This window comes from Citrobacter sp. XY323 (assembly GCF_025106035.1).
In the GTDB taxonomy this organism is placed as follows: Bacteria; Pseudomonadota; Gammaproteobacteria; order Enterobacterales; family Enterobacteriaceae; genus Citrobacter; species Citrobacter braakii.
The window spans coordinates 65,904-87,015 of the sequence record NZ_JANYUK010000011.1 but is presented as its reverse complement, the minus strand read 5'-3'; the positions used below and the strand labels follow the sequence as shown (position 1 = coordinate 87,015).

Sequence of the window (21,112 nt, the reverse complement as noted above, 5' to 3'; positions counted from 1 at the left end):
ATTGACAGCTCGCTGGAAAATCAGGCGCCGGGACGTAAAGTTAAACGACTGGCGCCCAATTTTTAGCTAACTTTCGCGCGGAGATTTGTTCTTTTGTAAGGTTTCTTTCACCTGACCAATCAGTTGACGGCGAAAATCGCCCAGTCGTGGCTTATCGTCATCGATCCACGGTAGCGGTCGGCAAAGTTCCATGGCTTTAATACCCAGACGCGCCGTTAATAACCCCGCGCCAATACCCTGCGCGGCACGCGTCGATAAGCGAGCGGCTAAATCCTGCGACATCCAGTCCATTCCCACTTCCCGCACCAGCTCACTGGCCCCGGCAAAAGCGATATTTAGCAGCACCAGGCGGAACAAACGCAGGCGGCTGTAATAACCGAGTTCAATGCCATACAGCGATGCGATGCGATTAATCAGCCGCAGGTTTCGCCAGGCAATAAACGCCATATCCACCAATGCCAGCGGACTGACGGCAATCATCAGCGTGGACTCCGCCGCTGAACGGCTAATCTCACGTCGGGCCTGCGCGTCCAGCACCGGCTGCACAAGATGGGCATACAGGCTGACGACTTCGCGATCGTTCTGCGTTTCATGAATTGAGGCATACCAGCGCTGTAGCGCCGGATGGGACTGATCGATACCCGCCTGCTGCGCCAGCTTTTCACAAAATGCACGACCTTTTCCGGTTCCATGGCTGTGGAGCAGATCACGCGCTTCATCGCGCTCGTGCGCACGCTGGCGCAAACGCCATAGCCGACGCCACTCGGTCGCAACCGATCCGACACCTGCGCCGATAATCAATGCGCCAGCGGCACATCCTCCCAGCGCGACCCAGTCCTGAGTCTGCCAGGCGTTCATGGTCCATTGTATGCCCTGAGCGACAACGCTCGCGCCAAACAGCGCCAACCCGCCCATCACCATTTTGCGCCACAAACTGCGTTTGGGGCGTAGGGCCGCATCAATGACGGCTTCTGCCTGACCTTCGTCTTGCAGAGGTTCATCCACTGTCGCCGGAGAAAAAGTCTGCGCCTCCGTTTCGTTGAACATCTGCTGCGCTTTAAACGCCGCGTTTTGTTCCACGTCTAGCGGACCTGAGAAATCGATACGCGGTTTTAACGGCTCGCTCATCGCAATTTATCTCCTATTAAAAACTCCATCGCGGCATCAAGACGAATATGCGGTAAGGGTTTATCGACATCCATAACCTGCGGGCGAAACGCCTCAAACTGAAAGCCCTGACTGTCCCAGAATGCTTGTCCAGGTAAACGCGCGGGCACTTCCCCCGGATAAACGGTTAGCGGTTCACCATCACTCAGACGATGACCACGCAGCGCCGGGATCTTTTCGCCTTTCACATCGATCAGGCCGCTGGTGGTTGCCTGTACTGATGCCAGTCCCAGACAATCCATGCTGATACCTTCAAACGCAGCGTTTTGCCAGGCGTCCTGGATCAACTGCTGCAATAACGACACCATATTGGCGTGCTGATCGACCGTCACATGGTCGGCTTTGGTGGCGGCAAACAGCAGTTTGTCGATCACCGGAGAAAACAGCCGACGAAACAGCGTACGCTGTCCGTAATGGAAGCTTTGCATCAGTTGGGTGAGTGCCAGACGCATGTCGTTAAACGCCTGTGGCCCGCTGTTGAGCGGTTGCAAACAATCGACCAGCACAATCTGACGGTCAAAGCGCAGGAAGTGATTCTTATAAAATCCCTTCACGACTTTTTCACAGTAATAATTAAACCTGTCGCGTAGCATGCCCGCATTGGTGTGTTTGTCTGCCTGCGCCAGCTTCGATTCCCCCCAGGCATCAACGTCCGGCCACGGGAAGAACTGCAGCGCAGGCGCGCCCGCCATATCTCCAGGCAGAACAAAACGGCCTGGCTGAATAAAATGCAGTCCCTGCTGCTTGCACTGGTGCAGATACTCCGTCCAGGCGGCAGCGATTTCCGCCAGACGGTTTTCATCAGCAGGCGCCAGCGGATCCAACCCCTGGCATAACTGCCGCCATCTTGCCGACCATTCGCCACGCTGTCCCTGTAATAATCCGGTCATTTGCCGCGACCAACTGAGATAATCCTGGGCCAGCATCGGTAAATCGAGCAGCCACTCCCCCGGATAATCGACGATTTCCAGGTACAGCGTGGAGGTGTCTTTAAAGTGGCGCAGTAAAGAATCATTGGATTTGTAGCGCAGCGCGAGGCGTATTTCACTCACACCGCGCGTAGGTGTCGGCCAGGTCGGCGGAGAGCCATACAGCTGCGCCAGTCCCTCATCATAGGTAAAACGCGGAATACCAAAATCGCGTTGTGGAACCCGTTTAACGCCGAGCAGACGCTCTTCGCGCACGCAACTGAGCAACGGCAGACGCGCACCGGCATGAATATTGAGTAACTGGTTTACCATCGCGGTGATAAACGCCGTCTTACCGCTACGGCTAAGTCCGGTGACAGCCAGGCGCAAATGCCGGTCTACGCCGCGATTAACCAGCGAATTGAGTTCATTTTTAAGTCGCTTCATCGCCATCCCGTTTTGCTGAAGGAACCGAAGAAATTATAACAAACAGGAAGTAAAGATAGGGGTCAATTCTTACTTATCAACTACCTGAGCTGTAACAGGCGGCATTATTCTTACCGCCTGGAGCAGAAGGAATGCGGGCGGTTTATTGATTCTCTACTTTAGGAAGCGCTATCTGATTGATGCCACCTTCGTTGGTCACCTGCGTGTAGCCCATTTCCGTCAACATATCCTTCGCCTGCCCCGATTGACGCCCGGAGTTGCAATACAGCTTCACGGTGTCGGTCTTATCAGGAACTTCAGCAGCGATACGCGCCTTCATCTCTTTTAATGGAATGTTGACCGCCCCCTGAATATGCTGCTGTTGATACTGTTCAGGAACGCGAACATCAATCCAGTGCTCGGCTGCAAAAACCGGCATGCCGATGACCAGTGCCAACGCTAATACGCCTTTTTTCAACATAATATCTTCCTGACTGATGGTTGGATTTAACCAACACACTATACGCCAGTTCTTAAGAAAATATTGCGATCGCATTATCACCCTCTGCACCCGTGGACGAGACTTCCTCTGGTTGCGCATACTGCGGTTAGTTTTTTGATTTTTCTGCCCGCATTCCGATATTGTTGTCATTCGCCAATTAACTCCATAATATGTTCGCCATTGACTCTCGGACGGAGCTTGGGATCTATGTCTCCTACCATTTATGATATTGCACGAGCCGCTGGCGTATCAAAATCCACGGTATCGCGCGTGCTTAATAAGCAAACCAATATCTCGCCGGAAGCGCTTGAAAAAGTGCTGCGTGCTATTGATGAGTTACAGTACCAGCCCAATAAACTTGCTCGCGCACTCACCTCTTCCGGGTTTGATGCAATAATGGTGATATCTACCCGTTCAGCAAAAACAACCGCCGGTAATCCGTTTTTCTCTGAAGTGCTGCATGCTATTACTGCCAAGGCTGAAGAGGTCGGTTTTGATGTCATATTACAGACGTCGCGAAGCACTGAAGATGATTTACAAAAATGTGAGAGCAAAATTAAGCAGAAATTGATCAAAGGTATCATTATGCTGAGCTCTCCCGCCGATGAATCTTTTTTTGCGAGGCTGGATAAATACAACGTACCGGTCGTGGTTATTGGAAAGGTTGAAGGCGACTACGCCAATGTCTATTCTGTAGACACAGATAATTATCGCGACAGCATTACGCTAACTGATGCGCTGATTGAGAGTGGACACCGTAATATAGCCTGTTTGCACGCGCCGCTTGATGTTCATGTTTCTATCGATCGCGTTAACGGATATAAAGCCAGCCTTCTGGCGCATAACATTAAAATGCGCGATGAATGGATTGTTGACGGGGGCTATACCCATGAAACAGCCCTGCTTGCTTCACGAAAATTACTGAGTCAGCAGCCGTTACCCGATGCCGTATTTGCCACCGACAGCTTGAAATTAATGAGCTTATATCGCGTGGCGGCTGAGAAAAATATAACCATCCCACAACAACTTGCCGTTGTGGGCTACAGTAATGAGCTGTTGTCTTTTATGCTCACGCCCGTTCCAGGGGGAATTGATGTGCCTACCCAGCAGTTGGGTGAACAAAGCTGTAATTTATTATTTAACCTGATTGCGGGCGAGAAAGGATTACAAAATATCACGGTGAGCACGCAAATATCGCTGGCCGACTCACTGGTGTAAAAACTGGGGCATAAATGCCCCAGTATATTTTAGAATGCGTAGTTCACGCCTATACCAGCATAATGGAATCTGTCGCTTTCGCCTTCGTCGTGATCTTCCCACTCATAGGCATACTCCAGTGACATTGATAAACCATTCTGGAAATCATATGCATACAGTAAACCGAGACGATTGAAATTATGGCCTTCACGTTCCGGATCATCTCGCCAGTCCCAGTTTGACCAGCGATCAAGCCCCAGACGGGTATACGGCGTCAGGGTGGTATTGCCTAAAGACAACGGTAAATATGCACGAATTTCCAGGGTTGAGAACTCACCATTATTGCGCGAATCAGCCAGATTAAAGCCGCGCTCAAGGTAATAGTTGACCGTTAAGCCCACCGTTTCGTTAAACCTATAATTCAGACCGGTCTCGCTTTCGACACGACTATCGGAGTAGCCAGTAGTATTCAAATCATTAACGAATTGATACATCGACAGCCAACCGCTAAAGCGCAGGTCGTCGGTCAGTTTAACATCCCAGTCCGGCTGAACTTTCCAGCGCTGCATATTAGCGGTGTCGTTTCCTGGTTCATTGACATAGTGATAACCGTAATTACGGAAGCCACCGGTCAAACCGAAATTAACATCTTCACTTTCCAGGAATTGATAGCGGACTTCCAGTTCTGGGCGGTCAAACCAGGTACCACGCTTACCATCGCTGTAATCAACCGGTCCTTCCTGATAATAGGCCAGCGATATTTTCCACGGCCCATTAGAGGCATTGAAATAGACGGACGGCTCAGCCAGTCCATCCATATCTTCGCCCTGACCTTCAACGTTTTCTATTTCGTACATAGCACCAATGTTAAAGTGCCAGTCATTATTTTCAGCAGCCTGCGCGCAGGCCATTCCTGCACTCATAATCAGCGCAGTAGCGGACAGTAGGGTTTTCATTATTATTCCTTGTTAAAATACTCGCAAAAATGCCCCAAGGCTTGGGGGGGATTTATCCCCCCGGAATTTTATTGAATAGCCACTTCAGTTTCAGCATCAAAGAAATGGCATTTCGCCATATCAAAATGAATAGTGATATTTTCTCCTGCATGATAATCATTCACAGCCCCAGCACGGACCACCAACTCATGCCCCCCAACAATGGTATAAAGCATAAATTCAGCGCCGGTTAATTCTGCAACGCTAATTTTTGCCGATATACTATTTTCATTATTAAGCTGCGGGTGTATATCTTCAGGACGAATTCCCAGAGTGACCGCCTGATGTTCATAACCCTGCGCTTTTAATTGTGCTAATTTATTTTGTGGAATCGTTAATTTCAGTGTTTCAGTAACAAACTTATCACCATCAATCGCGCCACGAATAAAGTTCATGGCCGGTGAGCCAATAAATCCGGCGACAAACATATTAGCCGGGTGGTTATAAACCGTTTTCGGCGCACCAACCTGCTGAACAATGCCATCCTTCATAATCACAATACGCGTCGCCATAGTCATGGCTTCGGTTTGGTCGTGGGTAACATAGATCATGGTGGTATTGAGTTTCTGATGCAGTTTGCTAATTTCAGCCCGCATCTGAACGCGAAGTTTGGCATCGAGATTCGATAAGGGTTCATCCATCAGGAAGACCCCCGCTTCACGTACAATCGCACGCCCCAGCGCCACACGCTGACGCTGACCACCGGATAACGCGCCGGGTTTACGCTGCAGATAATCGCGCAGGCCAAGGATCTGCGCCGCCCAGTTGACGCGCTCCTCAATCACAGCAGGCGCAATTTTCTGCATTTTCAAACCAAACGCCATGTTGTCATAGACGGTCATGTGTGGGTACAACGCGTAGTTCTGAAAAACCATCGCAATGTTGCGTGATTTCGCCGGCACATCGTTCATCCGTTTACCGTCAATCAGCAGATCGCCGCCGCTGATCTCCTCCAGACCGGCGATCATGCGCAACGTAGTTGACTTCCCGCAGCCGGAAGGTCCAACAAAAACAATAAACTCTTTATCTTCAATTTCCAGATTGAAGTCTTTAACGACGTGTACCTGGTTGTCGTAAATTTTTTGAATGTGTTGCAACGAAAGCTGTGCCATGTTGAATCCTTTACTTGTCGTGTTGCCAGAAAGCCGATAAGCACGGCCACGTCAGAAATTCGGTTGCCGGAAGCAGCAAGTCTGCCCCATTCAGCCCTTTACCGATGCCGACAGAAAGCATGCCGCAGGCGTTGATTGCATCAATTCCCGCTTGTGCATCTTCTATGCCAATACATTGTTGCGGGTCAACGCCAAGACCCGCGCAGGCTGCCAGGAAAATTTCCGGATCCGGTTTCGAGCGGGTGATCAATGCCGCATCCGCACAAAAATCAAAGCAAGAGCTAAGATTAAGCGCTTGTAAAATAGCCGGGGCATTGCGCGACACAGAGGCCAACCCCACCGGAATCAGTTCTTCCCGCAACGTCATCAACAGCTCACGTATTCCCGGTAATACCGAGTTAACCGTCAGCTGGCGCAAAGAATGGACATACAGTCTGTTTTTTCTCTCGGCCAATTGTGCGCAGGCCTCGGGAGAAAACGCCCCCGCCTTCCCACCATGGTGCAAAATACGCTGTAGTGATTCGCCGCGACTAATCCCTTTCAGGCTGTCATTAAATACTTCGTCGATCACAATCCCTATTTCATCGGCTACCTGCCGCCAGGCCAGAAAATGCAGATGCGCGGTATCGGTAATCACGCCATCCAAATCAAAAATGATGGCCTGTGGTTTGAGTATCATTCATCGCCCCTTTCTGTGGTAGCGGTCCCATAAGCGGGCGAAATAATGGCGTCATTGCGGATTACGGTTTCCCCCTGCACGGAGACCTTTTCACCATTGACCCAAAGGACAATCTGCTCAGTGCTGTTAATACGGATTTCAGCCGCATTAATGATTACCTGCATATCGATGCCCTGCCAGCGCAGCGGGAAACACAGCGTTTGCCAATGAGCCGGTAAAGCAGGAGCAAGGTGTAACTCCCCGTGGCGAATATTCACGCCAGCAAATCCCTGGATTGCGCCCAGCCAGATGGCGCCCGTTGCCGCAGCATGAATGCCGTCATCGCAGCTATGTGGGTCCTCCCCGAGATCGATAAGCGATCCTTCACGCCAGAACCGATAGCCCTGAGCCGGATCACCGCAACGCGCTGCCACAATCCCGTGGATCGCTTTACTCAACGAGGAGTCATGAATTGTGCGCGGCTCGTAAAAGCGCAGGTTTGCCAGACAGGTTTGCGGGCAAAATTGCTCCGGTAACATGTAGGTCAGCATCACCACATCGGCCTGTTTGAGAATTTGCATCTCATTGACTTCTGCACGGGAGTAATCGAGCAAAATCGTCTGCTTGCCCGCTTTGGCTTTGTACTGTGACAGATCGATAGCCGGTTTGCTCAGGAAGGTATCGTCCTGAGGTAGCACGCCATCGGGCTGAACTTCCGGTCGCCAGAGATGCTGTAAAAAATACTCTGCGCGGTGAATAAACGTCTCATCACCGCAGCCCAACCGACGGGCAAAACCCAGCGCCTGTTCCACGTTGTACCAGGCCATGTAGTTGGTGAACGCGTTGTTGTTCACATGCTCAGTGTATTCATCCGGGCCAATCACATCGTGGATCTCTAAACGATCATTAACCATGACCGCCCTGCTGATCCAGAACTTCGCCGTTTCCAGCAGCAACGTCATTCCCTCACGGGACATGAAGTTTAGATCCCCTGAGGCATGCCAGTAATTGATTACCGCCCAGGCAATATCCGCCACGAGGTGATGTTCAGCCTGCGCGGAGGCCACTTTCTGACGCAGTCCGGTACGGATGTTGATCGCCGCAAATTCAGGCGTTTCCTCATCACCGCTGCGAGCGCTTTCCCAAGGGAAAAGCGCTCCCTGCCAACCGTTACGGCGGGCTTTCTCACGCGCCCCCGACAGATTATGCCAGCGGTAACGCAACAAACTTCTCGCGGTTTTCGGCTCGGTAAAGAGATGAAACGGTAACAGAAAGACCTCGGTATCCCAGAATATGTGGCCTTTATACCCTTCCCCCGTCAAACCTTTGGCCGCAATACTGCTGCGCTCATCGTGGTCAGGAGTCATCACACGCAGATGATAGAGCGCATAGTCCAGCGCTCGCTGATCGCTGGCATCAGTGCTGGTGACCTGAACGCGACGATTTTGCCACCAGGCATGCCAGTTAGCAGCCGACTCCGCCAGCAGAGCGTCATAGCCTTGCTGCGCGCATACTTCCAGGTTGCGCAGCGACTGGCGTCCCCAGGTCTCAAGCGACAGGCTGCGTTCGCTCGCCCAGTCTACCCAGCTAATTTTTGTCAGCGTGACGCGCTGTCCGGCTTTCGCCTGCACGCTGTTGTGTTGTAACAGCCGACGTTCTTTCGCGGTGAAGCAGCGCTGCGCTGCACCGTCTACATCGCAATACGTGGTGATAGCGATATCATTGCGGTTGTCCTGGGTGGTGTAAATCCCTTGCATAAGATGCTGGCCAAAGACCCGGACCTGCGTTTCATCCAAATGCTGACGACCATGATTGGTCATCGTGGCGTCAATTCCGGTCGAGATACCAATGCTGGCATCGCCATCCAGTGGCGTGACGACAACTTCCATAGCAAATAGCGGCAGTTTTTGTGCCGAGACAAATCGCCGGCTCTCAATGGCAAAACGCGCCCCGCCAGACGCACGCCAGGTAAGCGCGCGGCGTAATTCCCCACTGGCAAAATCCAGTTCACGTTGCCAGCTTTCGATAACGCCGCTGGTGAGCGAGAAAATCTCACCATTGAGTGAAATCTCCACCCCCACCACATCAGGCAGATTAACCAGTTCATTAATCTCGCCTTTCCCTGCCCGGTGATACAGTCCAGCAAGGTACATGCCGCGAGTTTGTAAGGTGTAGGCTTCCTCGTGGCTGGCGCGAATCCCCATATAACCGTTACCGGTCGTCATGAGTGACGCATATTTATTCAGGTTGTGTGGGCAAAAAGCCGGTTCAGTTAGCATTACTGGCCTCGTCATAAGTCTACGTAGGTCCCTGTTTCAGCCGATTGATACAGTGCGGCAACCAGTTGTTGAATAACGACGCCTTGCTCTGCGTCAGCAATAGTGACAGGCTCGCCCTGGACATGATTCACAAAAGCTTCCATGCTGCGATAATGTCGATTGTCATCGGCCATTTCACGCTGAAGCAGTACGTCAAGCGTACCCTCACGATCGGTATAAACCTGGGCTGGGAATAACGTCGCCCCTGCCAGATCGCCGCAGAAATTTACGTTCATAATCGATTGTTCCGGGATATTCAGCGCGAAAGAGGTTTCCAGTCGCAGGATACCGCCGTTATGAAATTCAATCGTCCCGAACAGAGAATCCTCCACGGTATACGTCTCGGGATCCCATTTCCCAAACTGGCCGCTGTTTTTACGCGTGCCAATGCGTTGATAACTGTGTGCGTTAACGCGCTTTACTGCCGGAAACCCCAGCACATACATGGCGGCATCAAGCATATGGATGCCGAGATCAATCAGCGGCCCGCCGCCCTGCAGTTCTTTGTTGGTAAATACCCCCCAGCCGGGCACGCCGCAGCGGCGCAAGGCGCGGACATTGGTGACATAGATTTCACCCAGCACGCCGGCCATCACCTGCTCACGAAGCAACTGCGTATCCAGTGCGAAACGATGATGAAAATCATAAGCCAGAACTTTCCCCATTCGACGCGCCGTGTTACACATTTCCAGCGCCTCGGCTGGCGTCATCGCCGGAGGTTTCTCACACATCACATGACATCCGGCGTTCAGCGCCAACATAGTGTGTTCATAATGAAAACGATTGGGTGAACAGATGCTGACGATATCTGGCTTAGCCTCGCGTAGCATCGTCTGAGGATCGTCCCAAACCTGCGGATTGCCGTATTTCTCTGCCAACGCCTGCGCCTGTGACAGGCGGCTGTCACAGACAGCCACCAGTTCCAGATCGTTGCGGGTGCAGTAGTACGAAGCATGAACTTTATCCGCCACCTGCCCGGCGCCGATAATGGCGATGCGTAGCGGAGAGCTTGTCAGTGCACTTTTCACAGAAATCCTCTTAGCAGGTACGCAGCCAGGCCAGTGACTGACGGTACGCTTCCGGCAGGTTCTCTGCCCGTACACGTCCTTCGTACACGACGTAACCCTGATAATTATCTTCACGCAACTGGTCAAACAGCGCAGTGAAATCCAGCGTACCGCTCCCCGGCTGATAACGGTGGTTATCCGCAATATGGACGTGTCCCAGCAGATCGCGATTGTCATGCAGCGCCTGAGCCATATCGTCTTCTTCGATATTCATATGGTAAAAATCACCAATGATTTGCACATGCTTCAGGTTGTTTTCCACGATATAGCGACGGGCATCCGCCAGGGTGTTGATCATATGATCCTGATAGCGATTAAGCGGCTCCAGATACACCACCGTCCCCGTACGCTCGGCAACTTTATCGAGATAAATCAATGAATCACTTACTGCTTTACGATCGCCTGCCAGGCTGCGCGGAGAGGTCATCGGCGGTAAGCGGAAGGTAAACATGCCCCATGCAGCGGGTACAATAATGCCCTGCCCACCGACTTCGGCCAGCGCTTCGAGAATGCGGGTAATCTGCTGTAAGCCATTCAAACGACGCTCTTCGATAAAATCACCGATCCAACCGTCATATCCTCCACAGGCGGTGGTGACGGGCAGGCCTGTTTCTTTGATTGCTGCTTTCACTTCTGCCAGGTTGTTAACCAGCAGCTTGCCGTCAATTTCAAAACCGTCAAACCCCATCTCTTTGATGTAACGGAATTTCTCGAGAATATTTTCCGGAAAAAAAGCCTGGTTCTGTGTTCCAATTTTCATCTTCTGCATTCCTTAATTAAAACGTCACGCCCATTTTGATGCTCTTTTCCGGATGGCGATCGACATACTGCATATAGCTTTCCGGGCTGCTGGCAAATGTTACTACCGGGTCAATAAGTTCTTCACAGTTCAGGTAACCGTTCATCAACAGTTCCCAACAGGTCTCCTCAATACGCTTGCGGCTCCAGCGCGGATAATCCGGATTTGGCTCACTGCAGGCACGAGAGAAGACAATTTTGGCGTTGTTGAAGTGCGCTTCACGCCCCAGGTTGAAGCCTTCAGCAAAAGGTTTCGCGAAAGCGACATAGGAGATGGTTCCACCATAGGCCAGACCGCGTAACGCCGATTGCAACGCATCCGCATAGCCGCTGGTTTCGATAATCACATCCGCGCCCTGCTTGCCGGTCAGCTTCTTAATTTCCATGCCGACATCGGTGCCAATAGGATTCAGACAGAAATCCGCGCCATGACGCCGCGCGATATCGCAACGATGAGCAATCGGATCCACGCCAATGACCACCGAGGCTCCCGCTTTCTTAGCCAGTTGGACGGCAATCTGGCCAATCGCCCCTAAACCGACGATGACAACAAAGTCGCCGACACGCACATTGGCGTCGCGCACGCCACTCATGGCGAACTGTGCCGGGTCATAGCACACGGCATTTTTCCACGAACTACCTTCCGGCATTTTGCGCAGTTTGTAGTTGTTTACCGCATTAAAGAAAACCGTTTCTGCCAGTGGGCCGTAGCCGCAAACTGAATCGCCAACGGCGTATTCGGTCACATCGCTGCCACACTCAATAACATCGCCCACCACCATGTTGCCAAGCTGGAACTTGCCGAATTCAATCCCGCGCGGCGCCCCTTCCGGACGCGGCATGAACATTTGCCATTCGCCGTTAAAATCTTCGTCAATAAACGGACTGGCAGCGCGAAAATCGACCACTTCCGTGCCATGTTTTGGCGCACCAAAGCGAACGCGAACTTTCACTTCATTGGCGGATACAGCTCTGTCTTCATATTCCACCAGCGCCGCAACACGCGGTTCTGTGGCAACTAACTTCTTCATTTACAACTCCTTAATTAAACTGGCCGCTTAGCCTTTCACGCCGCCTGCGGTCAAACCACTTTTAATAAAACGTTCGGAAAGCGCATACATAATGACAACCGGCAATGCGGTGACTAACGATGCCGCCATCATGCGTCCCCAGATATAGTCAGGCGTACTGAACAGCGCGTTCAGACCGACCGGTAAGGTAAAATTGCTGGCGCTGGAGAGGAAAATCGAGGCAAACAGATAGTCATTCCACGCCACCATAAAGCAGTACACAAAGACCGAAACCAGACCGGACATCGCCAACGGCACGGTAATGCGAAAGATGATCTGCAGACGGTTCAATCCATCCATCATCGCGGCTTCTTCTATCTCATCCGGAATGGTGTCGAAGTAGCTTTTCAGCATGAACACTGCGGTCGGCAGCGTCTGGGTGACCATGGTGATAATCAACGCCATTTCGGTGTCATAGATGCCAAGTGCCGTAATGATTTTGAATAGCGGCACCACCAGCAGGATCCCCGAAAACATGTACACCGTGTAAAAGCTGGCATTGATGGTCATTCGCCCTTTAAAACGCAGGCGTGAAAGCGCATACGCCCCGAGCACGCCGAGAAACACCGCCACCACCGAAGAAGTGACCGATACCACCAGGCTATTACGGAAGTAGTCAACAAACGGGAAAATCATCGGGTTGAAGATGTCGATGTAATGTTCCAGCGTCCATTGCTGCGGTAACAGCGTCGGATGTAGCGAGATCGCCTCTTTGGCGCTTTTAAATGAGGTCATCAGCATCACAAAAAATGGGAATAGCGTGATGCCCAGGAAGACAATTAATCCACAGTAAAAGCCGATGCGGCCAAGTGTGCGCTTATTTGTTGCCATTGAGGTTCACCCGTTTTCTGGTCAGCAGGATAACAGCGAAAATAATGACGAAGAGGACGACAGAAATAGCGGCCGCTTTGCCTAAGTCGTTAAATGCAAACGCTGTTTTATAGAGATAGACCCCGAGAATATCGACTTTAGTGGTCAGCAGATAAACATCGGCGAACATGTAAAACATCCAGATCGTGCGCAGTGTGACCACGGTTGCCAGCACCGGCATAATCGCTGGCAGCGTGACGATACGAAACCGTTGCCAGGCATTCGCGCCGTCCATTTCTGCCGCCTCATACAACGATTTATCAATCGTCTGTAAAATCGCCAGAAACGAGATAAAGGCATACGGAAAGTAGCGCCAGATGGCGAACAGCACGACCAGCGCGAAGCTGCTGCCGGGATTGTCGAACCACAGCGGCGCCTGATCATAGAGATGCAACAGATCCACGCCGAGGTAGTTCACAATGCCGTAGCCGTTGTTGAACATGTATTTCCAGGCAAACACCAGCGAAATTGATGGCGTCACGTAAGAGAGGATGACCAGTGAGCGCGCCGTTTTCCGCAGACGAAACTCACGGTTAAAAAACATCGCCACGCCCAGCCCCAGTACCGTGCTTCCTGCCACAACCAGCGCGGTATACCAGACCGTCATCCACAGCGAATGCCAGAATCCGGGATCGGATAAGATACGGATATAGTTGCTCAACCCGACAAACGTAGACTCAATTTGCGGATTCAGCGGCAGTCGCATAAAGCTGATTTCGATGTTAGATATCATCGGCCACGCCACTAAACCGCCCAGCAACAGCAAGCTGGGCGCCAGCAGCAGCATGGCGAATGGCATATCAGATCGACCTGAAAAGAACTTATTCATCACGGCTTTCCATTTCCCCATTAGCGCTGTTCAACGAGGTCATCCAGTTTTTTCTGGCTCGCTTCAATCGTGGTGACGAGGTCGGCTTTGCCTACCGTCACGTTGTGCACCATTGAGCTCACAACACCGGAGCCTGTGACGTCGCCCATGCGGGTGAAGTTCTTATCGCCGACGGCACCAAACACCTGGATATTCGGCAGTTCGGCAATCAGCTGATCGGGTAATTCACCCAGCGCTTTGATGACAGTGTTATCTTTCCACGTCGGGGTATTCACCACTGTTTTGTTGACCGGCAGCGCCGCCCCTGGCGACATCATGACCCAGTCCGCGATGTTGTCGGCCTGCTCCATAAAGGTGACAAATTTCTCTGCCGCTTCTGTCTCTTCAGACTTTTGACCCGCGGTAATGGTTAACGACGTCAGCATGCCGTAAACAGCGGAGTTTTTTTCCGTCGGCACCATAAAGCCCACATTTTTAGGGTCACCCTCTTTAATCACCGCCGGGAGGATATAGGTGGAATAAATCGCCATCGGCGCCGTGCCGTTCATGAACGCGTCTTTGACTTCCATGATGTCGTTTGAGCCCGGCATGGTGTTCATTGCCAATTGGCGGTAATACTGCAGCGCCTGCGCCATTTCAGGTGTGTTGAGCGTTATCTTTCCTTGCGCATCAAAAACGTTGGCCTGGTTTGAGAGCGCGAACTGAGAAAATGACTGTTCGGTCAAAACGCTTTCCGCCGTGGGCAGCGCAATACCATATTTCTTACTACCAGGATTGTTTAGCTTCTGCGCCACGCTCAGCAGTTGTTGCCAGTCTTTTGGCTCTTCCAGCCCAGCTTTTGCCAGCACATCTTTGCGATACCAGATCCCGCCAATCCAGGCGCTAACCGGAACCCCGGTCCAGGCAGTACCGTCTTCAGTACGCACAATACGCAGCACGCCATCATAAAAAGTACCTTCACCTACGGCGTTGATGACCTGCGCTACGGCTTTACGATCGATAAGTGATTCTTTATCCATAACTTTCGCGTAGTCATGGCTGGTTTCAATGACTTCAGGCAGTGAACCGCTCCGCGCCAGGGTGATGACCTTGGTGTTGTACGCATCTTCTTCTACAGGAACCTGTTTGACACTGATCCCCGGGTTCTCTTTTTCAAAACGCTCAATCAGTTTTGCAATAACCGCCTGCCGCTCCTGTTCAACAGAAGAGTGCATAAATTCAATCGCAACAGAGGACGTTTTATCATCCTTACACCCGGAAACCAGGGCGCAGGAAACCAGTGCTGAAATCAGCACAATTTTAGTTTTAAGCATGAAATGTTCCTTTTTATTACTTAACCCACATGACCTGCCAGGCGTTCAACGTTAATTCTTTACCTGAAATAGTTTTACCGCTAATCAAATCAAATCCATTTTCAACATCAATACTAATGGTTTGCGTATGACCGCTGACATTAAATAATCCGGTAATTTTTTCGCCTGTTTCCGCCGTACGTTTAATTTGCATTACAGCCGGTGTAACACTGCTAATCTGAAAATCACTATCAGGGTGAAATGCTTTATTACTACGACGTATTACAATTAATCGGGATAATTCATGATAAATAGCGTGGCGCAAACTGGTTTCATCTGCCAGCTCCGTTTCGATTTGGCTTATTTGATATTTTTTGCGGTTGATCGCGCGGTTATAACCTAGCGCCTCAACACCTTTATAATCATTGCGTGACCCAAGAATGCTTTGAACGTAAACCGCAGGTACACCCGGAAAACTCAGCAAAATGGCATGTGCGAGAATAAAGCGGGAAAAACGTTCGGCATCACTACAATTGCCTGGCGTTAGTGCGTCCATATATGTCACGTTAATTTCATACGGACTGCGACTACCATCAGGGTTATTTTTCCAGTTAACCAGCGCGCCTTCCTGTTGTAATTCCGTCACCAGGCGCACGATCTCGTCTTCAGGTAACAAACCACGTAATGGGTTGAGACCAATACCGTCATGCGATGCGAGGAAATTAAACCAGGTGGTCTCACTGGACGGCAGTTCCAGTGATTGCGCCCACTGGCACAAGGTTGAGGTATCCTGGCGTTGTACCGCATGCAGCACCAGCGGCGGTAACGAGAACTGGTACACCATATGCGCTTCATCACGGCCATTTCCGTAGTAGGACACATTATCCTTATGCGGAACGTTTGTTTCAGTAATAATCGCCGTACCAGGCGCCACGCAGTCAGCAATAGCGCGGAATAGTTTGATAAGCTGATGCGTTTTTTCCAGGTGAATACAGGTCGTTCCTGGCTCTTTCCACATAAAGCCAACCGCATCCAGGCGGACATAATCAGCGCCCTGCTCAAGATAACTCAATAGCACATCGACCATCGCCAGTAACACTATCGGGTTGGCATAGTTGAGATCGATCTGGTCGTCGCTGAACGTCGTCCATAAATAGCGTACGGTGTTATCTTTCAGCGTAAAAGGCGTCAGTAACGGTAATGCGCGTGGACGCGTTACGTTGCTCAGGTCCGTATCAGGATCCATCGCAATAAAGAAATCTTCATAACCGTCAAGCTGTTGCAAATAGTTATTAAACCATTCGCTTTTCGCTGACATATGGTTACAAACAAAATCAAACATCAGTCGACTGGATTTACCCAATTGCTTAATATCATTCCAGTCACCGGTTTCTTCAGCAACCTGATGGTAATTAATTACGGAAAAACCATCATCCGATGACCACGGATAAAACGGCAACAGATGCACATGAGAAAATGTCGACTTAAGCCATTCATTATAAAACTGATTAAACATCGGCAGTGGTTTTTTGCCTGCCCCGTGGAATTGATCGGCGTAGGTAATAAGAACCACATCGCCCTCGTCCCAATGCGCTTTACGGATTTTTTTAATTAATCCCTGTGATTTCTCTAAACGTGCAATCAGCGCTTCATAGTGGCATGAAGTAAACGTATCACCATAAACTTCTGCCAGGCATTTTTGGATTTTTTGGTTCACCTTCAATTCTCGTGGTAGCGGTCCCATGAATCAAGAGACTACTCTGCGGGAAATAAGCTGTCAATCGGCTGAGGTGGCCAGGAGGGGGATAATAAAAGAATTTTGGCAGCCAAAAAATCGTATTTGTGAGCTGCCGCAAATTAACAGTGGGAATGTTGATTAATTGTTGCTTGCTTTTGCTGAATCGGATATCAGCGTTGATTACCTGAATAGCGTTTCGATAATTTTGCCGCTGCCCGACTCAAAACCGGCTCCAGGACCAACGCCAGCAGCATTTTAAGCGGGCGTCGGGCGACGGACTTCACCGCCCACCCTGCTACCCCCGCCGGGCCGTAACGAAGCGCAGTTAAAAGCACCAGCTTACCTGCTATTTTAAAGCCCGGCTTAACCCTTTGCCCGGCACGTTGCCAGCGATTGTTCATTTCTATTTCTATCCTCACAATTGGCGGAAACGGCTGCGCAATGAAAAGGTATCAGAGGTGACATAACGCTCCATTTCACGCAAACGCTTTTCACTTGCCGCCAGCTCGCGATCGACGGCATCTAACAGCTCGCCGCTTGATGGCTGCTGCTCACCGGAAACCACATTGTCCGGCATCGGGTCCAACACAAACGTCAGCACGATGTAAGCGACGAAGGTGAAAAAGGCCAGGCCAAAAAAGACGGACAACACCACCAGGATCCGCACCAGCTTCACAGGCACATCGAGATAATGCGCTATACCTGCGCAAACTCCCTTCACCATGCCCTGCTGCGGAATACGCCACAGTTTTTTGTTCAGATTAACGCCTCCCATTAGCGGTCCCTCCAGTTTGGATGTTCAGCATCAAGGATGTCTTCCAGCGCCTGAATGCGCTCGCGCATCCGCTGTGCGTCATCGTTGAGTTCTACCAGACGTTGCTGTTCACTTTGCGCCAGTTCGCCACGACTGGAACGGTTGCTGTAATGCAGCCAGAGCCAAATCGGTAAAACGAACAACACAAAGATGGTTAATGGGATAGCCAGAAATAGCGCGCTCATGAGTACTCCTTACAGGTGATGAGCGGCGGCGCGTTCGGGCGCCGCCAGATGTTATTATTGCTTATCTTGCTGCATTTTGGCTTTAAGTTGCGCCAGTTGCTCGCTGATTTCATCATCTGCTTTCAGGTCAGCAAATTGCTGATCCAGAGACTGCTGTTTACCGAAGTTATGGCTTTCAGCCTCAGCTTCCATCTGATCGATACGACGCTCGAAAGATTCAAAGCGTGCCATCGCTTCATCCAGCTTACCGCTGTCCAGTTGACGACGAACATCACGCGAAGAGCTCGCAGCCTGATGGCGCAGCATCAATGCCTGCTGACGAGCACGGGTTTCACTGAGTTTATTTTCCAGCTCACCGATCTCTTTTTTCATTCGCGCCAGTGTATCGTCAACCAGCGTCACCTCATGCTCCAGAGAAGCAATCAGATCAGTCAGTTTCTGTTTTTCGATTAAAGCAGAACGCGCCAAATCTTCTTTCTCTTTACGCAGCGCCAGCTCGGCTTTTTCTTGCCACTCTGCCTGTTGTGCGCTGGCCAGTTCGATACGGCGAGATAATTGTTTCTTTTCTGCCAGAGCGCGTGCGGAGTTTGAGCGCACCTCAACCAGCGTATCTTCCATTTCCTGGATCATTAACCGCACCAGTTTCTGCGGATCTTCAGCCTTTTCCAGCAACGCATTAATGTTGGCGTTCACGATGTCGGCAAAACGAGAAAAAATACCCATAATGTAATCCTCACTTACTGTTCTGATATCGGGCTATGCCCTGCTGTTTTCGTAATGCACTTGGCGTGCCAAGTTTTTAACTAATTGATTTTAATATAAATATCTAATTTTACCTGACGGGAGAATTAGGGTAAATTGGTGAATAACACTAACAAGTGGTGAATTTCATCATGGCAGGATACAAAGACAATATTCTGGGCGAAGCGAACAGCTTTATTGAAGTGCTGGAACAGGTTTCTCATCTGGCGCCGCTGGATAAACCTGTACTGGTTATCGGTGAGCGAGGTACGGGGAAAGAGCTTATTGCCAACCGCCTGCACTACCTCTCCAGCCGTTGGCAGGGCCCATTTATTTCGCTTAACTGCGCGGCCCTCAACGAGAACTTACTTGATTCCGAACTGTTTGGTCACGAAGCCGGTGCGTTTACCGGTGCGCAAAAACGCCATCCGGGACGTTTCGAACGCGCGGACGGCGGCACGCTGTTTCTTGATGAACTGGCGACCGCGCCAATGTTGGTACAGGAAAAACTGCTGCGCGTAATTGAGTATGGCGAGCTGGAACGCGTCGGCGGCAGCCAGCCCTTGCAGGTTAACGTGCGACTGGTCTGCGCGACCAATGCCGACCTGCCACGTATGGTCAGCGAAGGCACTTTCCGCGCGGACCTGCTGGATCGTCTGGCCTTTGACGTGGTGCAACTTCCCCCACTACGCGAGCGTCAAAGCGACATCATGTTAATGGCCGAACACTTTGCCATTCAGATGTGCCGCGAGATCGGGTTACCGCTTTTTCCGGGATTTAGCGCCGAGGCCAGAGAAACCCTCCTCCATTACCGTTGGCCGGGTAATATTCGTGAACTGAAAAACGTCGTGGAGCGCTCCGTTTACCGGCACGGTACCAGCGATTACCCGCTGGATGAGATCATCATTGACCCCTTCCGCCGCCACGTTGCGCAGCCACAGGCAGCACCACCAAAGCAGACATCTGTAGCATTACCGCTGGATCTGCGTGAATTCCAGCAGCAACAAGAGAAAGACTTTCTACAAACCAGCTTGCAGCAGGCGAAATTTAATCAGAAAAAAGCCGCTGAATTACTGGGTCTGACTTACCATCAGCTACGCGCGTTGCTTAAGAAACACCAGATCTAATACGCATTTGCAGGTGTCATACTGGCGGGTTTGACGCATAACGTCATAAGGTTTACCATGGCGTCATTACTGTATAAAAACACAGGCATAGATATGACTCTGGCATTAGTTGGCGAAAAAATTGACAGAAATCGCTTCACTGGTGAGAAAGTTGAAAATAGTACATTTTTTAACTGCGATTTTTCAGGTGCCGACCTGAGCGGCACTGAATTTATCGGCTGCCAGTTCTATGATCGCGAAAGTCAGAAAGGATGCAATTTTAGTCGCGCAATGCTGAGAGATGCCATTTTCAAAAGCTGTGATTTATCAATGGCAGATTTCCGCAACGTCAGCGCATTGGGCATTGAAATTCGCCACTGCCGCGCACAAGGCGCAGATTTCCGCGGTGCAAGCTTTATGAATATGATCACCACGCGCACCTGGTTTTGCAGCGCATATATCACTAATACCAATCTAAGCTACGCCAATTTTTCGAAAGTCGTGTTGGAAAAGTGTGAGCTATGGGAAAACCGCTGGATGGGGACTCAGGTACTGGGTGCGACGTTCAGTGGTTCAGATCTCTCCGGCGGCGAGTTTTCGACTTTCGACTGGCGAGCAGCAAACTTCACACATTGCGATCTGACCAATTCGGAGTTAGGTGACTTAGATATTCGGGGTGTTGATTTACAAGGCGTTAAGTTAGACAACTACCAGGCATCGTTGCTCATGGAGCGGCTTGGCATCGCTGTGATTGGTTAGCTCAGCGTTTACACCGGGAGATGCGTTTGACGATTTACTTTTAACCAGTACGACTCCTGGCAAGCATTGTGAAATGTTTTCTCCAGTGGACGAATATCCTGACCTGCCGCATCAACGACATGCCATCTAATGCTGCATTCTGGACAGGAACTTGATGAATATATAACCAATTCATTTTCGCGAGAACAACGAATAACCACTCCCGAATCATGAAGCCATGTCTTATTTATAATCTCAACTTCAGCCATGTCATCCCGTTTACTGACATCCTCAATACAAATAACATTTTTGCCTATTTTTATAGCATTGACGTAATCCGCTAAGTTGCTCATTTATTAAATATTCCCTTTGATTCGTACACTAACGCATTGTAATCGCTTATGCATTTTGTCACAGCGAGGAAACCGTAACAAATTACGCCAACTGTCCACATCCTGCACCGCGTTTATAGCGAGTCAGATGGGTCATGAAAATGCTAAGATAGTTAACAGAGTAAATTCAAAGTGGATAGCGGGTATGAAGGGTGACCCTGTCGCGATGTTGAATTCGCGGTTATGACC

General features: G+C 50.6%; 22 protein-coding genes. 3 read left to right on the top strand and 19 right to left on the bottom strand.

Going from position 1 to position 21,112, the window contains the following annotated elements; all coding sequences use genetic code 11:
- Window positions 1-66: 66 nt before the first annotated feature.
- The 3 genes from N0B36_RS14550 to pspE form a co-directional block, all read right to left on the bottom strand.
- A complete protein-coding gene (locus N0B36_RS14550) occupies window positions 67-1,128 on the bottom strand; it encodes a YcjF family protein (RefSeq protein ID WP_259688542.1) in 1,062 nt (353 codons plus the stop codon).
- Window positions 1,125-2,522, bottom strand: coding sequence for a YcjX family protein (locus N0B36_RS14545; protein WP_016153215.1), 1,398 nt, complete (start codon window positions 2,520-2,522; stop codon window positions 1,125-1,127). Before N0B36_RS14545 ends, N0B36_RS14550 begins: the two co-directional genes overlap by 4 nt.
- Window positions 2,523-2,664: 142 nt before the next feature.
- On the bottom strand, window positions 2,665-2,982 hold the full coding sequence (pspE, locus tag N0B36_RS14540; RefSeq protein WP_016153216.1) for a thiosulfate sulfurtransferase PspE: 318 nt from the start codon (window positions 2,980-2,982) through the stop codon (window positions 2,665-2,667).
- 228 nt (window positions 2,983-3,210) lie between these two features.
- Here pspE and N0B36_RS14535 point away from each other — a divergent pair, with 228 nt between their 5' ends.
- Window positions 3,211-4,221, top strand: coding sequence for a LacI family DNA-binding transcriptional regulator (locus N0B36_RS14535; protein ID WP_181221769.1), 1,011 nt, complete (start codon window positions 3,211-3,213; stop codon window positions 4,219-4,221).
- A 29-nt stretch (window positions 4,222-4,250) separates the two neighbouring features.
- Here N0B36_RS14535 and N0B36_RS14530 read toward each other — a convergent pair whose 3' ends face one another.
- The 15 genes from N0B36_RS14530 to pspA form a co-directional block, all read right to left on the bottom strand.
- The gene (locus N0B36_RS14530) at window positions 4,251-5,156 is read right to left on the bottom strand and encodes an OmpG family monomeric porin (protein WP_259688540.1); all 906 of its coding nucleotides are present in this window, start codon (window positions 5,154-5,156) and stop codon (window positions 4,251-4,253) included.
- A gap of 68 nt (window positions 5,157-5,224) precedes the next feature.
- On the bottom strand, window positions 5,225-6,307 hold the full coding sequence (locus tag N0B36_RS14525; protein WP_016153219.1) for an ABC transporter ATP-binding protein: 1,083 nt from the start codon (window positions 6,305-6,307) through the stop codon (window positions 5,225-5,227).
- A 10-nt stretch (window positions 6,308-6,317) separates the two neighbouring features.
- Window positions 6,318-6,986: a beta-phosphoglucomutase gene (pgmB, locus tag N0B36_RS14520; RefSeq protein ID WP_259688539.1), complete on the bottom strand. Its 669-nt coding sequence runs from the start codon at window positions 6,984-6,986 to the stop codon at window positions 6,318-6,320.
- Window positions 6,983-9,259 (bottom strand): glycoside hydrolase family 65 protein, encoded by a 2,277-nt coding sequence (locus tag N0B36_RS14515; RefSeq protein WP_259688538.1) that lies wholly within the window; start codon window positions 9,257-9,259, stop codon window positions 6,983-6,985. The genes pgmB and N0B36_RS14515 overlap by 4 nt, the downstream gene beginning before the upstream one ends.
- Window positions 9,256-10,311, bottom strand: a complete 1,056-nt coding sequence (locus N0B36_RS14510; protein WP_016156633.1) for a Gfo/Idh/MocA family protein — start codon at window positions 10,309-10,311, stop codon at window positions 9,256-9,258. The genes N0B36_RS14515 and N0B36_RS14510 overlap by 4 nt, the downstream gene beginning before the upstream one ends.
- A 10-nt stretch (window positions 10,312-10,321) precedes the next feature.
- The gene (locus tag N0B36_RS14505; RefSeq protein WP_016156634.1) at window positions 10,322-11,110 is read right to left on the bottom strand and encodes a sugar phosphate isomerase/epimerase; all 789 of its coding nucleotides are present in this window, start codon (window positions 11,108-11,110) and stop codon (window positions 10,322-10,324) included.
- 16 nt (window positions 11,111-11,126) lie between these two features.
- Entirely contained in the window at window positions 11,127-12,179 is a 1,053-nt protein-coding gene (locus N0B36_RS14500; protein WP_016153224.1) for a zinc-binding alcohol dehydrogenase, read from the bottom strand.
- Between the two features lie 27 nt (window positions 12,180-12,206).
- Window positions 12,207-13,049: a carbohydrate ABC transporter permease gene (locus N0B36_RS14495; protein ID WP_003020474.1), complete on the bottom strand. Its 843-nt coding sequence runs from the start codon at window positions 13,047-13,049 to the stop codon at window positions 12,207-12,209.
- Window positions 13,036-13,917, bottom strand: a complete 882-nt coding sequence (locus tag N0B36_RS14490; RefSeq protein ID WP_003840754.1) for a carbohydrate ABC transporter permease — start codon at window positions 13,915-13,917, stop codon at window positions 13,036-13,038. Before N0B36_RS14490 ends, N0B36_RS14495 begins: the two co-directional genes overlap by 14 nt.
- A gap of 20 nt (window positions 13,918-13,937) precedes the next feature.
- A complete protein-coding gene (locus N0B36_RS14485) occupies window positions 13,938-15,230 on the bottom strand; it encodes an ABC transporter substrate-binding protein (RefSeq protein ID WP_235116848.1) in 1,293 nt (430 codons plus the stop codon).
- 16 nt (window positions 15,231-15,246) lie between these two features.
- The gene (locus N0B36_RS14480; protein ID WP_265325459.1) at window positions 15,247-16,953 is read right to left on the bottom strand and encodes a sugar phosphorylase; all 1,707 of its coding nucleotides are present in this window, start codon (window positions 16,951-16,953) and stop codon (window positions 15,247-15,249) included.
- 164 nt (window positions 16,954-17,117) lie between these two features.
- Window positions 17,118-17,348 carry a phage shock protein PspD gene (gene pspD, locus N0B36_RS14475; RefSeq protein ID WP_047500373.1) on the bottom strand — a complete coding sequence of 77 codons (231 nt, stop codon included), beginning with the start codon at window positions 17,346-17,348 and terminating at the stop codon, window positions 17,118-17,120.
- 14 nt (window positions 17,349-17,362) lie between these two features.
- Window positions 17,363-17,722, bottom strand: a complete 360-nt coding sequence (gene pspC / locus N0B36_RS14470) for an envelope stress response membrane protein PspC (protein ID WP_003020497.1) — start codon at window positions 17,720-17,722, stop codon at window positions 17,363-17,365.
- On the bottom strand, window positions 17,722-17,946 hold the full coding sequence (gene pspB, locus N0B36_RS14465; RefSeq protein ID WP_016153227.1) for an envelope stress response membrane protein PspB: 225 nt from the start codon (window positions 17,944-17,946) through the stop codon (window positions 17,722-17,724). Before pspB ends, pspC begins: the two co-directional genes overlap by 1 nt.
- Window positions 17,947-18,000: 54 nt before the next feature.
- Window positions 18,001-18,669 carry a phage shock protein PspA gene (pspA, locus tag N0B36_RS14460; RefSeq protein ID WP_016153228.1) on the bottom strand — a complete coding sequence of 223 codons (669 nt, stop codon included), beginning with the start codon at window positions 18,667-18,669 and terminating at the stop codon, window positions 18,001-18,003.
- 155 nt (window positions 18,670-18,824) lie between these two features.
- Here pspA and pspF point away from each other — a divergent pair, with 155 nt between their 5' ends.
- Together pspF and N0B36_RS14450 are read left to right on the top strand one after the other, a co-directional pair.
- Entirely contained in the window at window positions 18,825-19,814 is a 990-nt protein-coding gene (pspF, locus tag N0B36_RS14455) for a phage shock protein operon transcriptional activator (RefSeq protein ID WP_029139556.1), read from the top strand.
- A gap of 93 nt (window positions 19,815-19,907) precedes the next feature.
- Entirely contained in the window at window positions 19,908-20,552 is a 645-nt protein-coding gene (locus N0B36_RS14450; RefSeq protein ID WP_063866125.1) for a quinolone resistance pentapeptide repeat protein QnrB47, read from the top strand.
- Between the two features lie 8 nt (window positions 20,553-20,560).
- Here the strand turns inward: N0B36_RS14450 and N0B36_RS14445 are convergent, their stop codons facing one another.
- Window positions 20,561-20,884 (bottom strand): hypothetical protein, encoded by a 324-nt coding sequence (locus tag N0B36_RS14445; RefSeq protein WP_141875227.1) that lies wholly within the window; start codon window positions 20,882-20,884, stop codon window positions 20,561-20,563.
- Between the last annotated feature and the right edge of the window lie 228 nt (window positions 20,885-21,112).

Excerpts from the sequence above, each read along its gene's own strand:
- N0B36_RS14450 (WP_063866125.1), top strand. The coding sequence starts at position 19,908 with ATGACTCTGGCATTAGTTGGCGAAAAAATTGACAGAAATCGCTTCACT.
- pspE (WP_016153216.1), bottom strand. The coding sequence starts at position 2,982 with ATGTTGAAAAAAGGCGTATTAGCGTTGGCACTGGTCATCGGCATGCCG.
- N0B36_RS14525 (WP_016153219.1), bottom strand. The coding sequence starts at position 6,307 with ATGGCACAGCTTTCGTTGCAACACATTCAAAAAATTTACGACAACCAG.
- N0B36_RS14480 (WP_265325459.1), bottom strand. The coding sequence starts at position 16,953 with ATGGGACCGCTACCACGAGAATTGAAGGTGAACCAAAAAATCCAAAAA.
- N0B36_RS14500 (WP_016153224.1), bottom strand. The coding sequence starts at position 12,179 with ATGAAGAAGTTAGTTGCCACAGAACCGCGTGTTGCGGCGCTGGTGGAA.
- pspD (WP_047500373.1), bottom strand. The coding sequence starts at position 17,348 with ATGAACAATCGCTGGCAACGTGCCGGGCAAAGGGTTAAGCCGGGCTTT.
- N0B36_RS14490 (WP_003840754.1), bottom strand. The coding sequence starts at position 13,917 with ATGAATAAGTTCTTTTCAGGTCGATCTGATATGCCATTCGCCATGCTG.
- pspB (WP_016153227.1), bottom strand. The coding sequence starts at position 17,946 with ATGAGCGCGCTATTTCTGGCTATCCCATTAACCATCTTTGTGTTGTTC.
- N0B36_RS14515 (WP_259688538.1), bottom strand. The coding sequence starts at position 9,259 with ATGACGAGGCCAGTAATGCTAACTGAACCGGCTTTTTGCCCACACAAC.
- N0B36_RS14485 (WP_235116848.1), bottom strand. The coding sequence starts at position 15,230 with ATGCTTAAAACTAAAATTGTGCTGATTTCAGCACTGGTTTCCTGCGCC.
- N0B36_RS14530 (WP_259688540.1), bottom strand. The coding sequence starts at position 5,156 with ATGAAAACCCTACTGTCCGCTACTGCGCTGATTATGAGTGCAGGAATG.
- N0B36_RS14545 (WP_016153215.1), bottom strand. The coding sequence starts at position 2,522 with ATGAAGCGACTTAAAAATGAACTCAATTCGCTGGTTAATCGCGGCGTA.
- N0B36_RS14550 (WP_259688542.1), bottom strand. The coding sequence starts at position 1,128 with ATGAGCGAGCCGTTAAAACCGCGTATCGATTTCTCAGGTCCGCTAGAC.
- pspC (WP_003020497.1), bottom strand. The coding sequence starts at position 17,722 with ATGGGAGGCGTTAATCTGAACAAAAAACTGTGGCGTATTCCGCAGCAG.
- pgmB (WP_259688539.1), bottom strand. The coding sequence starts at position 6,986 with ATGATACTCAAACCACAGGCCATCATTTTTGATTTGGATGGCGTGATT.
- N0B36_RS14495 (WP_003020474.1), bottom strand. The coding sequence starts at position 13,049 with ATGGCAACAAATAAGCGCACACTTGGCCGCATCGGCTTTTACTGTGGA.
- N0B36_RS14505 (WP_016156634.1), bottom strand. The coding sequence starts at position 11,110 with ATGAAAATTGGAACACAGAACCAGGCTTTTTTTCCGGAAAATATTCTC.
- N0B36_RS14445 (WP_141875227.1), bottom strand. The coding sequence starts at position 20,884 with ATGAGCAACTTAGCGGATTACGTCAATGCTATAAAAATAGGCAAAAAT.
- N0B36_RS14535 (WP_181221769.1), top strand. The coding sequence starts at position 3,211 with ATGTCTCCTACCATTTATGATATTGCACGAGCCGCTGGCGTATCAAAA.
- pspA (WP_016153228.1), bottom strand. The coding sequence starts at position 18,669 with ATGGGTATTTTTTCTCGTTTTGCCGACATCGTGAACGCCAACATTAAT.